We start from the raw sequence: 15,911 nt of genomic DNA, 5'->3' as shown, positions 1-15,911 counted from the left end.
AAGCTGTCTTTGATGGGCAACACCAGCACAAAGATAACGATCAGAAGCAACATAAACACAATGTTGGTGAGCTGCCTTTGCAGGACTACATTGGTATTTTTGTTTTTGCTTAATGAAAAGAATTTTTGCAGGAGTTGGTAGGCAAAGAAGCCGATGACAAGAACCGCCACTGGCCCGAACAGGCTGGTCCAATCAAAGCCGAGAAAGTCAGACATGGTATTTGCTCCTTGTAATTTATTCTTATCATAATTGTTTACAGGTGTGATGCAAGGAGTGTGGGAGTTATTCAGAAGGCGAAGTAGGGACAAGTCATGACTTGTCCTTACAAAAGAAAGGTTTGGTTATTTGGTGGGGCTGGCCCGTCAGCAATAAAAAAGGGCGCATTGAGCGCCCTTAATTACGGAACTAACTTAAGAGGTTCGTTTTAGAATACGTATTGGAAACGTACTGCTAAACCGTCGCCGTCTTTGTCGATGCCGCCTTCAGTCATGTCAGCTGAAACATAGTTCAAGCCGATACGAACTGCAGCATTAGCGTAGTAGTTTAAACCTAGAGTGAAAACTTCTGCTTCATCAGCACCTGGCTCATAGTTGCTGTAACGACCGAATACTTCCCAGGCACCCGCATCACCTTTTGGCTTAACGCGTTTGAATACGCCTTTGCTGTATGGACGTGATTCGCCAGTCAGAATGTAACCTGCTTGTGCATAGTAGCCTTCGATATCAGTATCAGCAGTCCAGTTACCGCCATCAACTTCACCATCGAAGTATTCAGCTTGTGCGTGGAATGGGCCAGCTGCATAGGCAACTTCTAGGTTGTATGCCATGATGCTTTCACCAAGAAGAGAGCTTGAACCAACTTTTTCATCAGCAGTATGTAGCTCTAGACGCTGGTCCGCTTCACCGTAAGTATTACCAGCTAGACGACTCTGGGTATAACCAAAACCTAAGTGGAATACTTCATCTTTAGTGGCGATTGGAGCTGTTGTTACACGACCTGAGAAACCTGTTGCAATGTTGTTACCTTCTTCACCACGGTCATAAATACCAAATTTCCAGGTAAACTCATTGCTGCCGCCGCCCAATGAAACACCATAGTTTCTACCAGGAGCTAAGGCGTTGGTAATCATAGTGCGCTCGATAGCCGTAATGTCTTTTGATGAAATTTGTTCTTCAAGACCAAATGGCTCTTTTTGTTTACCAAGAGTTAAGTCAACACCATCCCAGCCATTATACTGAATGTAGGCATCTTCAAGGTTTGCTGAACCATCGTCTGAGAAGTTAGCTTGAACTTTACCAGACCAGTCTTTTGCGATCTTGCCAGATACAAAGATACGAGCACGACGCAATTCAGAATCAGAACCCGAGTCATCAGTGCCAGAGAAAGCTTCGCCATCAAACATGTCGATGTCATATTGCAAGCGACCGCCAACTGAAAGGCTAACGTCACCAGTTTCAACTTTGAAACCACTACCAGCTTTGGCAGAAGCTTCGGTTTCGGCAAATGCCGGTGCAGAGATTATTGTAGCAACGGCTACTGCGATTAGTTTTAATTTCATTGTCTTCTCCAATAAGGGTTTAATTAACAGACGCTGGCAATTCTACGGTGATTTTGTGACATTTCTATGACAGAAAAGCGAAGGGTTTGTGAAACTCATCAATGTCATGAAACTTTTTACAAACTCTTGATTCATCATAATAATGAAATTTGACTGTCACATTACATCGCTGCCTCCATGGAACTTTAATATAACTGTAACAATTCATCCTTATACTAACCTGCATCAATAAATGGTTAATTAGTCATGAATACATCAGTTAAAGAAACCACGCGCAAACTTTTGGATCAGCAGACCAATAGTGGGAAACATAAACGAAGAAAAATCAATGACTTAATCGCTCGCTACGGCATTGCGCTTGGCGGGCTTTCGGTGATTGGGGCCGTTGGGCTTATCTGTTTTTACTTATTCTGGGTGGTTTTCCCGATTTTTAAGCCTGCCAGCGTTGAGCTGCAGCAGGATTATAGCTGGCAACAGGCGCAGCCGCAGTATATGGCGGTGGAAGAGTATGGCGAGATTGCCTTTTCGATTAGTAAAGGCGGTGATCTTGGTTTCTTTAATGTCAGCAATGGTCAACTGATTGATAAAGCACGTTTTTCTCACGATGCACAACCGACGGCCTTTGCCGAACTGGATCTGAAAGGTCTGATGGCTGCTGGCTTTGCTGACGGTAGTTTTCAGCTGTTCTCTCATAAATACAAAATCAGCTACCCCAATAACGAGCGTCACATTGAGCCGCAGCTTCAGTATCCTTTCGGTGAAGACAGCTTTGAGTTGACGGATACCGCAATCACTCGATTGTTCGGTAGTCGCTGGGAAGACGGTATCGTGATTGCATCGGTTGGTGCCGATCAAAAAGTAACAACTGTCACTTATTCCATCGATCAGAATTTCCTGACTGAAGAATTAACTCTGGAAGAAGAGTCACGCGACAGCTTTGAGATTCCTTTTGCACCAAAATACGTATTAACCACGCCAGGTCCTGACTGGTTATACATCATTAGTGAGCAGGGTGATTTAATTGCTTATCGCCATATTGATGACGAGTGGGAGTTTCATGAAAGCCAGTCATTGCTAAACGAAGGTAGCACCGTTACAGAGGCTATTTTTCTGTTAGGACAAACTTCATTGCTGATTGGTGACAGTAGTGGTGTCGTTAGTCAGTGGTTCCAGGTGCGTGGTGAAGAAGGTTTTGACCTGAAGAAAATTCGTGACTTTAAGCTTTCAGACAGCCCAATCTCACAAATCATTATCGAGAAGCGCCGCAAAGGCTTTATCGCATCTGATGCCAAAGGCAAGATGGGCATTTTCTATACCACCTCAGAGCGTCAGCTGGAAGAGTTTGATTTTGGTCAGAAGCTTCAGGCTCTGGCAATTAATTCTCGCAGCAACCGCTTGGTAGGGGTTGGTGAAAATGGTCAGGCGACTGTTTTCTCGGTAGAGAATGAGCATCCAGAAATTTCTTGGTCAGCCTTGTGGAATGAAGTCTGGTATGAAAGCTATGAAGAACCTTCATTTACCTGGCAGTCATCGGCATCAACCAATGACTTTGAATCGAAGTTTTCTTTAGTACCACTCAGTTTTGGTACTTTAAAGGCAGCAATTTATGCAATGCTTTTTGCGGTGCCGTTAGCCATATTTGGTGCAATTTTTACGGCCTATTTCATGGCGCCAAAAATGCGCTCAATGGTCAAGCCTACCGTGGAAATCATGGAAGCACTGCCGACCGTTATTCTTGGTTTCCTGGCCGGCCTCTGGTTAGCTCCACTAATCGAGGAACATCTGGCCGGTGTGATACTGCTGATAATTCTGTTGCCGATAGTGACCGTTCTGTTTGGTTTCACCTGGACAAAGCTGCCCGGTTCGATCAAGCACCGCGTTCCGGACGGCTGGCAGGCGGCGCTACTATTCCCGATCATTATCTTAGGCACCTTCGTGGCGTTCTGGTTAGGCGAGCCAGTCGAGTCAGCAATGTTTAATGGCAACATGCCAGCCTGGCTCAATGAGCAAGGCATCACCTATGACCAGAGAAACTCTTTAGTGGTCGGTATTGCAATGGGTTTTGCGGTGATTCCAACTATTTTCTCAATTACCGAAGACGCTATCTTCAGTGTGCCTAAGCATTTATCCAATGGTTCATTGGCGTTAGGTGCCAGCCAATGGCAAACCCTGACTCGCGTGGTTATTCCAACCGCTAGTCCGGGTATTTTCTCGGCGCTGATGATCGGCTTGGGGCGCGCCGTTGGTGAAACCATGATTGTATTGATGGCAACTGGTAATACACCAATCATGGACATGAATATTTTTGAAGGATTCCGGACACTTTCAGCCAACATTGCGGTGGAAATGCCTGAGTCGGAAGTCGGCAGTTCGCATTACAGGGTATTGTTCCTGGCGGCCTTTGTGCTGTTCCTGTTTACCTTTGTGTTTAACACGATTGCGGAAATAGTACGTCAGCGTTTGCGCAATAAGTACGGTTCACTCTAAACCCAATAGAATTGATGAAGAATATTAAGCGAGTTGAATGATGAGTAAAAAATTCTTTCAAGGCGGACAACATTGGGTTTGGCTCAATGCAGGCGCGATCAGTATTTCGATATTGATGGTGGTCGGCCTGTTGCTGTTGATTGCCTACCGAGGACTGATTCATTTCTGGCCTGCGGATGTGCAAACATTCACCTTTGAAACAAATGGCAAGCAAGAGCTGGTTTTAGGTGAAATACACAGCCATGAAATTGATACTCAGGATGGCACAGCGCGTGAGCAATATCTGCTTAAAGTCGGTAACCGTGATATGTATGGTATCGATTTCCGCTGGGTTGATCTAAAGCACCTGCAAGCTACCAACATCAATGAAGAAGTTACTGTTGTTGAACGCCACGAGTGGGGCAATGTGTATGGTTTTGTTAAAACGGTTAACTATGATGGCAAGGTATATGAAGGTGATTTTGAAGCGCTGGCTAAAGTAGTTGAGCGTGCTACTGATTTGCACGAACAAATACGTGAAATCGAAAGAGATGATATTGGTGGCATAAACTACGACATAGAACAGCTGCGTCTTGAAGAGCGTCGCCTTGAAATTGAAGGTAAACTGACACCAGAAGCCAAAGCCGATATTGAGCAACGCAGGCAAGAACGTAAACAGGACTTTGCCGAGTTCCAGAAACAATTGGATGAATTGTACAGCCAAATAAAACGTGACAGTGCTGTTTTTGAGTTGGTGGATGGGCGCACCATTAATGTGGCAGCCAATAATATGGTACGTGCTTTCCAGCCCAATAAAATGGGTGCGCTTGAGAAAACGGGGCATTACTTTGCCAAGCTAGGTGAGTTCATTTTTGATGAACCACGTGAAGCTAATACTGAAGGCGGTGTATTTCCGGCTATTTTTGGTACCGTGATGATGGTCTTGCTGATGTCGGTAGTGGTAACGCCACTGGGCGTAATTGCAGCGGTCTACATGCGCGAGTATGCAAAGCAGGGACCTTTAACCCGTACCATCAGGATTGCCGTGAATAATCTGGCGGGTGTTCCATCCATTGTTTACGGTGTATTTGGTCTGGGCTTCTTTGTTTACTTCCTCGGTGGCTCAATTGACGACCTGTTTTATCCAGAAGTAAAGCCTGCGCCCATGTTCGGTACACCAGGTTTGATATGGGCTTCATTGACACTTGCACTTTTGACCTTGCCAGTGGTTATTGTTTCTACGGAAGAAGGGTTATCGCGTATCCCAAAATCAATTCGTGAAGGCAGTCTGGCGTTGGGTGCAACTAAATTTGAAACATTATGGAAAACCGTGTTACCGATGGCGAGTCCGGCCATGATGACCGGTTTAATTCTTGCAGTTGCCCGAGCGGCAGGTGAAGTAGCGCCATTGATGCTGGTGGGTGTTGTGAAACTGGCACCAACTTTACCACTGGACGGCAATGCCCCGTTCCTGCATCTGGAGCGCAAGTTCATGCACCTGGGCTTCCATATTTATGACGTAGGCTTCCAAAGTCCTAACGTTGAAGCTGCCCGCCCACTGGTTTATGCCACAGCATTGTTATTAGTGTTAATCATTATTTTATTGAATGTGGCAGCCATTAAGATCCGTAATAATTTACGCGAAAAGTACAAGGCTCTTGAGCAGTAATTGAACTGCAGAGTTAAGATACTTTAAGCAACTGTAAAGGTGACAGACATGATACAAGATCAGACACAAGAGCTAAACGTGAATCAAGAATCGAAGACAGAAACACAACAGGCAGGCAAAAGCAATCAGTCACAGGGTTACAATCCAGTGGCCGATGAAACCATTGCCATTGAAGTTGAAAAGCTGAATCTTTTCTATGGCGATAAGCAGGCGCTGTTTGATATTGACTTAGAGATACCTGAAAAGAAGGTCACGGCATTTATTGGTCCTTCTGGCTGTGGTAAATCCACTTTATTGAGATGCTTCAACCGCATGAATGATCTGGTTGATATCGCTCGTACCGAAGGTCAGATTCGTCTCGATAATGAGAACATTTATGGTAAAGGTGTTGATGTTGCCGAGTTACGCCGTAAGGTTGGTATGGTGTTCCAGAAGCCGAATCCGTTTCCGAAATCGATCTATGAAAATGTGGCGTATGGTTTGCGTTTACAGGGCATTAATAAACGTCGCGTGCTGGATGAGGTCGTCGAGTGGGCATTGAAAGGTGCTGCACTTTGGGATGAAGTTAAAGACCGTTTGCACGAAAATGCTCTTGGCATGTCGGGTGGTCAGCAGCAGCGTCTTTGTATTGCTCGTGCGATTGCAGTGCAGCCTGAAGTTTTATTGCTGGATGAGCCCGCGTCGGCACTTGACCCGATTTCAACGCTAAAAATTGAAGAGTTGATCAACGAGTTGAAGAATGACTATACCATAGTCATCGTGACCCATAACATGCAGCAGGCGGCGCGTGTTTCAGACTATACTGCCTTTATGTATATGGGCGACATGGTTGAGTTTGATAACACAGACAAGATTTTCACCAATCCTGAAAAGAAAAAGACCGAAGACTATATTACCGGTCGTTACGGTTAATTTCAGGTTGGTGCGCTAAGATTGATTTCTGACCTTAATGAAGAAAGGTGAACGAGGTTTATTATGATGGATAACGAACACTTAGGAACACATATCTCTAAACAGTTTAATGCTGATTTAGAAAATTTGCGCGAAGAAGTGCTGGCGATGGGTGGTATTGTTGAAGAGCAAATCACTTTGGCGTTGGATGCTTTCACTAATAACGACAGTGATATGGCTGACAAGGTGATTGCTAACGAAAAAACGGTCAACGCCAAAGAAATGAAAATTGATGAGGCCTGTACCAAAGTATTAGCCAAGCGTCAGCCAGCAGCCGGTGACTTACGATTGATTGTCACCATTTTGAAAACGATTACTGATCTAGAGCGGATGGGTGACGAGGCTGAAAAAGTTGCGCGCATGGCAAAAGCCATTGCCAACAAAGAAGCCGCGCCTGCTCATGTCAAACTGCATTATGGTGCCTTGTTACACTTGGGCAACCACGTTAAGAAAATGCTGCATGATGCGCTGGATGCTTTTGCTCGAATGGATGTTGATTCTGCGGTGAACGTGGCCAAGTTGGATAATCAGGCGGATGAAGAATACAATGCGATTTCACGTCAGTTGATTACTTACATGATGGAAGAGCCACGTCGAATTTCTGAAGTGTTGGATTTTATGTGGTCTGCACGAGCGCTGGAACGCATTGGCGATCATGCCAACAATATTTGCGAATACGTGGTCTACCTGGTGCAGGGCGAAGATGTTCGCCATAAAAGCTGGGATGAAATGCAGCGTTTAGCAAAAGACGAATAGTAATTAGAAAGCTGAAGAGAAAAAGGAAAACACATGAGTGCAAAAGTTTTAATATTAGAAGACGAACGCGACATCCGTGAAATGCTCGCCTTTTGCATGCAACAGGCCGGATATCAGGTGGAGCAGGCTGCAACTGCCGAGCGAGTATTCGGATTGTTAAAAGAAGGATTTATGCCTGATATCATGTTGGTTGACTGGATGTTGCCAGGTGCATCAGGCGTTGAACTGACCAAGAAACTGAAAAAAGATCAGAACTATCAGGATGTCCCAGTAATCATGTTAACCGCACGTGGCGAAGAGGATGACCGCGTTCAGGGGCTGGAAGCCGGTGCTGATGATTATGTGGTGAAACCTTTTTCACCAAGAGAGTTGCTGGCGAGAGTTCAAGCCGTCTTGCGTCGTAGCGGTAAAGGGAATAATCCCAGTGAACAAATCTCGCATGGTAATATTCAACTGGACACCGCTGGACATCGTGTACTGATCAACGGTGAAGAAGTTCACCTGGGACCTACCGAATATAAAATCCTGCACTTTTTCATGAGCCATCCCGAGCGAGTATATTCACGCGGACAGCTACTTGATTCAGTGTGGGGACAACAGGTTGTGGTCGAAGAGCGTACGGTTGATGTTCACATCCGTCGCTTAAGAAAAGCACTGCAAGATTATAATGTAGAAAACTATGTGCAAACTGTGCGAGGATCCGGTTACCGTTTCTCGGCAAAGTAAATCAGCAAAAGGCGCGCAAACATCATGTGGACGAATCGTTACTGGCAAACCGAAGTATGGACACTGGCCTTTATCATTTTAGTGGTTGGACTGATTGGCTCACTGTTTGATCGTGCCGCTGCCTCCATTGCTGTTGTCATCTTTGCCTACCTTTTCTGGAACCTGGTTCAGCTATCCCGACTGTACAAATGGCTGGTTAAATCCAGAGCACTTTACCCGCCTTCTGCACCGGGTATCTGGGGAGAGATTTTTAATCACCTGTATGTTTTACAGCGTAAGCATCGAAAAGAACTTAAAAAGCTCAAAGGCATCATTTCAGAATTTAGAGCGTCTACCTCAGCATTGAAAGATGGCGCATTGATCATCAGTAATCAGGGTGAGATTCGTTGGTTTAACCGTGCTGCGGAACGCTTGTTGGGGCTTAAATCCAGTACCGATATTGGTCAGCGACTGTTTAACCTGTTGCGTCACCCCAGCTTCATCGAGTACGAACAAACCCGCGACTATAACAAACCGCTTATCATTAACTCGCCAGCCGATGAACGCCTGATTCTTAATATTCGCATCACGCCATACAATGACGATCAAAGACTGGTCATCATTCGTGACATCACCGAAAAGCAACATCTTGAAAGAGTCCGCCAAGACTTCGTCGCCAATGTATCGCATGAGCTGAGAACGCCGCTAACGGTGATTACCGGTTATCTGGAAATGCTGGATCCTGAAACCAATCCGCAATTGGAGTCAGTGGCCAAGCCCTTACAGATGATGCGTCAACAGGCCTTGAATATGGGGCATCTGGTCGATGACCTCTTGTTGTTATCCAAGTTGGATGCCAAAGCTGAAGAAAACGGCAAACAGGAAGTTGATATCAACTTAATGCTTGATAGTATTTGCGCCGAAGCTCGCTCACTCAGTGGCGAAAAAGAGCACCAGATACTTTTCCACTCACATGCCAATACCAATCTTTATGGTAGTGAAAAACAACTACGCAGCGCTTTCTCGAATCTCATCTTTAACGCGGTACGATACACACAGGCCAAAGGCCGAATCGATATCTTCTGGAAAGAAACCGACGATAGCTTGATTCTCGAAGTCCAGGATAATGGCCCAGGCATTGCTGAAGAGCACATTCCACGACTCACCGAACGCTTCTATCGTGTCGACACCGGACGTACGCGGTCGCAAGGTGGAACCGGCCTCGGCCTCGCCATCGTCAAACACGTCCTGGAAGGCCATAACGGGAAACTTAAAATCGAAAGCGAACTCGGCAAAGGCAGCACCTTTAGCTGCGTATTCGAGAAAGGAAAGTAAGGACAACAAATAAAAAAGGGCGACCATTGGCCGCCCTTGTAAGATAGACATAAAGCTTACTGGTCGTATTTTTCAAACACCAGGCAGGCATTGGTGCCGCCGAAACCAAAGCTGTTGCTAAGGACGCGCTTAATTTCTACACTATCTTCACGTTTCTGCACGATTGGCATACCTGCGGCATCTTCGTCAAGTTGCGTGATGTTTGCAGACGCTGCGATGAATTTGTCGCGCATCATGATTAGGCTGTAGATAGCTTCATGTACACCGGTTGCACCGAGTGAGTGGCCGGCCAGTGATTTGGTCGAACTGATTTTCGGTAGCTTATCGCCAAATACTTCTTTGATTGCTTTCAATTCTGCGGTGTCGCCCACTGGAGTACTGGTTCCGTGGGTGTTCACGTAGTCGATGTCACCTTTAACGGTTGCCAGCGCCTGTTGCATACAACGAACTGCGCCTTCGCCGGATGGGGCAACCATGTCGTAACCATCGGAAGTTGCGCCATAGCCAACCAGTTCAGCGTAGATTTTAGCGCCACGCGCTTTGGCGTGTTCGTATTCTTCCATCACCAAAATACCGCCGCCAGATGAAATAACAAAACCATCGCGCGTAGCATCATATGGGCGCGATGCGGTTTCTGGAGTGTCGTTGTATTTGGTTGATAGAGCACCCATCGCATCGAATAATAGGGTTAAGCGCCAATCTTCTTCTTCACCACCGCCTGCGAATACAATGTCCTGTTTACCCATGGCGATTTGTTCAAAAGCATTGCCAATACAGTGGGCGCTGGTTGCACAGGCTGATGTGATACTGTAATTAACGCCTTTGATTTTAAAAGGAGTCGCAAGACAGGCTGAAGTGGTGCTGCCCATGGTTTTAGGGACCGCGTAAGGGCCAACCCTTTTTACGCCACGCTCCAGTGCGATATCTACCGACTCAACCTGAGTGCCTTGTGAGCCACCGCCTGAACCGGTGATAATTCCGGTACGTATGTTTGAAACTTGATCGTCGGTTAAGCCGGCGTCTTCGATAGCCTGTTGCATTGAGATATAGGCATAACCCGCTGCGTCACCCATAAAGCGGACAACCTTGCGATCGATATGATCTTTTATGTCCATATCAGGTTTGCCAGCAACATGGCTGCGCAGACCTTTTTCTTTATAGATCTCTTTGAATTTAATGCCGGACTTGCCTTGCTTTAATGACTCGGCAACTTCTTCAACATTGTTTCCTAAGCATGAAACGATGCCCATGCCTGTAATAACGACTCTTTTCATAATGACGATACTATACTTAGATTCTGTTTAGTTTGGGTTAGAAGGATTCGACGCTGTCGAAAATGCCGACCTTCAGGTCTTCCGCAGTGTATATCTTCTTGCCGTCTACGGAAACCGAACCGTCAGCAATAATCATTTTTAGTTTGCGTCGGATCACACGTTTGATGTCGATACGATACATGACTTTTTTAGCCGCGGGTAGAACCTGGCCAAAGAATTTAATGTCACCGGAACCTAGCGCGCGGCCTTTGCCGAGTTCGCCCAGCCAGGAAAGGAAAAAGCCAGTGAGCTGCCACATGGCATCAAGGCCGAGACAACCCGGCATAACGGGGTCGCCTTTAAAGTGGCAATCGAAAAACCAGGATTTTGGTGTGATATCGAGTTCTGCTTCGATGAAGCCTTTGCCAAATTCGCCACCTTCGTTGGTGATCGTAGTGATACGGTCCATCATCAGCATATTAGGTAAAGGTAAGGGCGAAAGTTGGTTGCCCTGAGGTCCTACCAATTGACCATTGCCGCAGGCGATAAGGTCATCGTAGGAGTATTGATTAGTTTGTTGCATGAAACACCTTATGTGATGTGAGTTTACAATTGACCCCAAGGATTATCGTATTAGGGGTTAATGGGTAGGCATTATGCCTGTTTCTGGAGGTGATACTGGTTTGACCTTGTATCATAAAGGCTGATGGATTGTTGGATCGTTGATTGAGGTCATAAAAAAGGAAGGCTATAACCAGCAATCGCTTATTTGGGGGCGGAGCGATGCATGAATGTCCTATGGCTGTAGGGACAACTCATGAGTTGTCCCTACAAAAAAGTTTGGTGCGAGGTAGCATTGGTAGGTTGGATAAGGCGCAGCCGCCTTCCTACCTACCAATGGGATGACTAAAAGCTCAAGACGAGGCTGGCGGCGACGCTGCGACCGGGTTCTGCCAGTAGTGGCAGAGTTGGGTCATTGACCGGATAGTTGGCGACATTACTGTTGCGCCAGTAGGTTTTGTCGGTCAGGTTAAATATACCTAAGCTGAGTTGCAGGTCATCAGCTGGGAACCAGCGTATGATCCAGTCAAAGCTAGTGTAGCCTGGTGCTGAGAAGAGCTGATTGTCGCTGGCGTCATACAAGGATTTTTGTGACTTGCTTGCGGTTGCTATCAGGCGCGTTTCCCAGCCCATTGAGGTTGGCATATAGTTTAGCTCAACAATGGCCATTGGTGGGCGCACATCCGCAATCGGTTCGCCAGTATTCTTGTCTTCGCCACGAATATATTCCAGCTTTATATCGGTTGAAATCGTATCGCTGAAATAGTGCTTCAGTCTAAACTCGCTCCCTTCAATGATGACTTTGTCGCGGTTAATCGATTGGAAAATCATGGTGCCTGCATCAAATCCAACAAAGGCGCGGCTTTGGATAAAGTCACTATAACGATTGTGGAATAGAGCGAATTCAGCTTGGGTGTCAGTGCCGCGATATCGCAGCCCTGTTTCAAAGGTGTAGCCACGCTCGGATTTCAGATCAGGGTTGGAAATGGCACGTATGTTAAACATCGGAATATCAAGGCCAATATTGACATCAGCAAAGGGTGGCGCGCGGTGTCCACGAGCATACTGGCTGAACCATTCCATATTATTGCCAAGCGGCATAAGTAAGCCAAGCTTGGGTAACCAGGCATCGCTGGTCAGATTGGTTTTATTGGCATCCGGAAACCGGCTGTCGAAGAGCGGATCATTTTCCGCTTTCAGCTCGTAGTGCTCATAGCGCAGGCCGGGACTGATGACCAGGCCGTTGTTCCACAGCTCAATTTCATCGTGAATATAAACACCTAGCTCGCGCACTGTGCTTTTCGGAAAGTCGCGTAATGGAAACACTTCGCCAAGCACGATATTGGTGGTTTCGTTAGTGTCTAGGTTGGTCTGCGAAGCGTTACGCAGTTCGGTTAATTCAGTTTCGTTGAACTCAAAGCCATAGCCCAGACGCTGCGTTAAGTCACCACTGATGATACGTGTTTCAAGGTCGGTGCCAAGCCCCAGTGTTTTGTGGTCATAGTTAAATTCTCGAACCAGACTGACTGGCGTTGGCGCCAGCAGCCTTTCTTCGAAAGTGTCCTGTTCGGTATCGCTTTGCTGGTGCCATAGACGCCATGTTCCCTGATCGATAAAGCCAAGTTCGGTGAAATGATGATCAAGTAAAACACGGGTTTGATCGCGACTATCATCGCCAATCATCGAGGTGGTGTTGGCGAGGCGACCGGTGCCCAGCACTGCATTGATATCAGTGAGGCGTTCGTCTTCAAGGCCATCAATGGTCAGGCGGAAGCGGCCATAGTCGGTATTGAGTCCTGCACGAATCAGGCCAGCATATTGGGTCCTATTTTGCTCGTCAGCTGTAGTACCAGCAGGCAAGTTGGCCACATCCGCTTCATGGCCGTATTGCTTTGCCCCTGCAATCAGTAAAGAAAAATCATCTTGCTCAAAGGCGGTAGCCAGCGCCAGATTATAGCGGTCGCTGTCGGTGTTATAACCTGCTTTGAGCCAGCTGGCCTGACTTTCACCGTGTAAAATATCCGACGCATCCAGTAGATTCATGGCAACTACGCCACCAAGGGCTTTACTGCCATAAAGTGTTGATGCCGGGCCGCGCAGTACTTCAACGCGACTGACCAGGCCCAGCTCGAATAGCCCGCGCCCAGAATTAGCAAAGTTGCCAACGCTGTAGTTGTCGGCAATCGGTACATTGTCTACTACAGTTACAGTACGGTTGCCGCCAATACCACGAATTCTAAAGCCTCCATAACCAAAACGGGTACTGCTGTCGTCCACCTCAATTCCGGGCTCATAGCGCACCAGATCATCAATATTTAATGCAATATTACGTTCAATATAATCCTGATCCATGATAGTAACTGTGCCAGCCACCTGTGAAATATTTCGTGGCTGACGGTGGGCGACAATGGTAATGACTTCGGCCTCGTCATTTACTTGAGCTGTCTCAGCTGACCGCTCTTTCTCAGCTGAAGGCTCTTTGTCATCAGCAGGATTATTGTCAGCTGCAAACAGTGTTGTTGGAGCCGTGGTTAAAATGGAGGTGATTAAAGCGGTCAGATAAAGCTTAGCGGTAGCCTTTTTCAATATTTCTCTGTTCATGGGTTCTCGCTTACCCTGATGCGCGGGAGTTTTAGCTGATTCGAAAAAAAGCTAGCTGATGAGTCACCTGAGCAGGATGCTCTTCAAGCAGCTAGCTTTGTCCAAGGTTAGTAAATTTCGTTACGTGTATTATAGTTGTTGAACTTACCAGTTGGAGTTACGATTTTGGGGCCTTTGATGACGTGCTTTAGCTTACGAGTTTTGTCATCAACTACCACTATCGCAGACTCCTCCTTCATACCGCTCCACACTGAGAACCAGACTTCGTCGCCTGCCTTGTTGTATTCAGGTTGCACGATACGTTTTGGTCCAGGACCTAAGTCCGCCCATTCGGCAATTGGCAAGGTCTCAAAACCTGCATCAAGGTTATTGATGTCAAACACTGCCACTGACTGGCTGACATTGGTGTCAGGGTTCAATGGAGTATCCACCCACAAGTTCTTTGATTTAGGATGGGTCTTGATGAACAGCGAACCACCGCCTTGACCTTCAAGAATACGTACTACTTTAAAGGCGTTATCTTTATGGTTTTCTGGGTCAGTACCAATCAGAGTAATGTTGGCATTACCTAGAGCACTGGTTGCCCATACCGGACCATGTTCCGGGTCAATAAAGTTCGCACCACGACCTGGGTGAGGAATACGTTCAACAGGAACCAATGCTTCCAGTTCACGGTCTTCAGCATCCACTACCGCAATGGTGTCGTTTTCATTGGCCGCTGTCAGGAAGTAGCGTCTTGAGCTGTCCCAGCCACCATCGTGCAAGAATGGTGCCGCATCAATAGTAGTAACCTGCAAGTTATCGATATCAGAATAGTTGACCAGTTTGATTTGGCCAGTTTCTTTTACGTTAACGATAAACTCAGGGTGTTTATGTGAACCGACAATCGCCGCTACACGTGGCTCAGGGTGGTATTCCTGAGTGTCCACTGTCATGCCGCGAGTCGAAACAATTTTCTTAGGCTCAAGAGTTTCGCCATCCATTAATACATAGTGTGGTGGCCAATAGGCGCCAGCGATAGCGATTTTATCTTCGTAACCTTTGTAGCGTGAGTTTTCGACGGAGCGGGCTTCAAGACCAATTTTGATGGTTGCCACCACATCAGGCTTTTTCATATAGAGGTCAATCAGATCAATCTTGCCGTCACGACCAATGGTTGTGAAATAACGGCCAGAGCTTGAAGCTCGAGAAATGTGTACTGCATAACCGGTAGGCACATAGTTCAGCACTTTTTTGCTTTTGCCATCAATGATCGCAACTTCGCCTGCATCACGTAAAGTCACCGCAAACATGTCATCAATATCATAGTTGTGCTGTGGTTTCTTTGGGCGATCTTCGGGCTTGACCAACACTTTCCAGCTACCCTTCATTTCAGGCATACCCCATTCTGGTGGTACAGGTGGTTCGTGCTGAATGAAGCGAGCCATCAGATCGACTTCTTTTTCGGTCAACTCGCCGGAAGTGCCCCAGTTAGGCATGCCACGCGGTGAGCCGAAGTTGATCAGGGCTTTCAGGTAGTCGGTACCTTTTTTCTGCGTAATATCAGTCGTCAAAGGTAAGCCGGTGGCACCTTTACGCAATACACCATGACAGCCGGCACAGCGTTGGAAATAGATTTTTTGCGCAGTTTCGAATTCATCTTCAGTGATCGGTGGTGCTCCGGGGGTGACCACCATTTTGCTACCATCAACAGTCGATGGTGCCCCTTTATAAGCCACTTCAGCCGCTGTTGCTTCTGCATGCGGTTTGCCGCCAGAACGGTCACCAAGTCCTTCGCCAGCGCGAGCTTTTTTGACCTGGTCTTCAGTAACCTTGCCAAGACTATTGCCCCATGAATTTAGGACATAGTTGGCTATATCCGTGATATCGTCATCAGACAAATGCTGCATGGGAGGCATGACAGCGTTGTATTTCTGCCCTTTAACCTCAAGTGGTCCAGACTTACCTTTGAGAATAGTTTCGATCACATAGGCTGGTGTTAGATTGGGATTATCGGCGAGCGGAGGAAAAGCGCCAGCTAAACCCTGTCCCGTAGGTTGGTGACAGGCCTGACAAT

11 protein-coding genes and 1 pseudogene are annotated in these 15,911 nt (G+C 46.8%); 6 read left to right on the top strand and 6 right to left on the bottom strand.

What is annotated here, in order from left to right:
- Positions 1-215, bottom strand: a pseudogene (locus tag HUJ19_RS12235) (mechanosensitive ion channel family protein); the annotation flags it as partial.
- 209 nt (positions 216-424) lie between these two features.
- Positions 425-1,558, bottom strand: coding sequence for a porin (locus HUJ19_RS12230; protein ID WP_290624498.1), 1,134 nt, complete (start codon positions 1,556-1,558; stop codon positions 425-427).
- A gap of 246 nt (positions 1,559-1,804) precedes the next feature.
- On the opposite strand from HUJ19_RS12230, the gene HUJ19_RS12225 reads away from it, so the two are divergent.
- The 6 genes from HUJ19_RS12225 (at position 1,805) to phoR (ending at position 9,440) form a co-directional block, all read left to right on the top strand.
- Entirely contained in the window at positions 1,805-4,045 is a 2,241-nt protein-coding gene (locus HUJ19_RS12225) for an ABC transporter permease subunit (RefSeq protein ID WP_290624496.1), read from the top strand.
- A 40-nt stretch (positions 4,046-4,085) separates the two neighbouring features.
- Positions 4,086-5,693 (top strand): phosphate ABC transporter permease PstA, encoded by a 1,608-nt coding sequence (gene pstA / locus HUJ19_RS12220; protein WP_367274025.1) that lies wholly within the window; start codon positions 4,086-4,088, stop codon positions 5,691-5,693.
- Between the two features lie 48 nt (positions 5,694-5,741).
- On the top strand, positions 5,742-6,605 hold the full coding sequence (gene pstB / locus HUJ19_RS12215; RefSeq protein ID WP_290624492.1) for a phosphate ABC transporter ATP-binding protein PstB: 864 nt from the start codon (positions 5,742-5,744) through the stop codon (positions 6,603-6,605).
- A gap of 63 nt (positions 6,606-6,668) precedes the next feature.
- A complete protein-coding gene (phoU, locus tag HUJ19_RS12210) occupies positions 6,669-7,400 on the top strand; it encodes a phosphate signaling complex protein PhoU (protein WP_290624490.1) in 732 nt (243 codons plus the stop codon).
- 33 nt (positions 7,401-7,433) lie between these two features.
- Positions 7,434-8,126 (top strand): phosphate regulon transcriptional regulator PhoB, encoded by a 693-nt coding sequence (phoB, locus tag HUJ19_RS12205; protein ID WP_290624489.1) that lies wholly within the window; start codon positions 7,434-7,436, stop codon positions 8,124-8,126.
- Positions 8,127-8,150: 24 nt separating this feature from the next.
- Positions 8,151-9,440 (top strand): phosphate regulon sensor histidine kinase PhoR, encoded by a 1,290-nt coding sequence (gene phoR, locus HUJ19_RS12200; protein WP_290624487.1) that lies wholly within the window; start codon positions 8,151-8,153, stop codon positions 9,438-9,440.
- A gap of 56 nt (positions 9,441-9,496) precedes the next feature.
- Here phoR and fabB read toward each other — a convergent pair whose 3' ends face one another.
- From fabB to HUJ19_RS12180, 4 genes are all read right to left on the bottom strand, one after another.
- A complete protein-coding gene (fabB, locus tag HUJ19_RS12195) occupies positions 9,497-10,714 on the bottom strand; it encodes a beta-ketoacyl-ACP synthase I (protein ID WP_290624486.1) in 1,218 nt (405 codons plus the stop codon).
- Between the two features lie 37 nt (positions 10,715-10,751).
- Positions 10,752-11,276 carry a bifunctional 3-hydroxydecanoyl-ACP dehydratase/trans-2-decenoyl-ACP isomerase gene (gene fabA, locus HUJ19_RS12190; RefSeq protein ID WP_290624484.1) on the bottom strand — a complete coding sequence of 175 codons (525 nt, stop codon included), beginning with the start codon at positions 11,274-11,276 and terminating at the stop codon, positions 10,752-10,754.
- A 323-nt stretch (positions 11,277-11,599) separates the two neighbouring features.
- Positions 11,600-13,855: a TonB-dependent receptor gene (locus tag HUJ19_RS12185; RefSeq protein WP_290624483.1), complete on the bottom strand. Its 2,256-nt coding sequence runs from the start codon at positions 13,853-13,855 to the stop codon at positions 11,600-11,602.
- A gap of 107 nt (positions 13,856-13,962) precedes the next feature.
- The coding region (locus HUJ19_RS12180) for a cytochrome D1 domain-containing protein (RefSeq protein ID WP_290624481.1) at positions 13,963-15,911 on the bottom strand (1,949 nt) is incomplete at its 5' end.

Origin of the sequence: Kangiella sp. (assembly GCF_014762745.1) — a bacterium.
Taxonomy (GTDB): Bacteria; Pseudomonadota; Gammaproteobacteria; order Enterobacterales; family Kangiellaceae; genus Kangiella.
The sequence above is the reverse complement of the archived record's forward strand: the minus strand, read 5'-3'. Positions and strand labels throughout refer to the sequence as shown.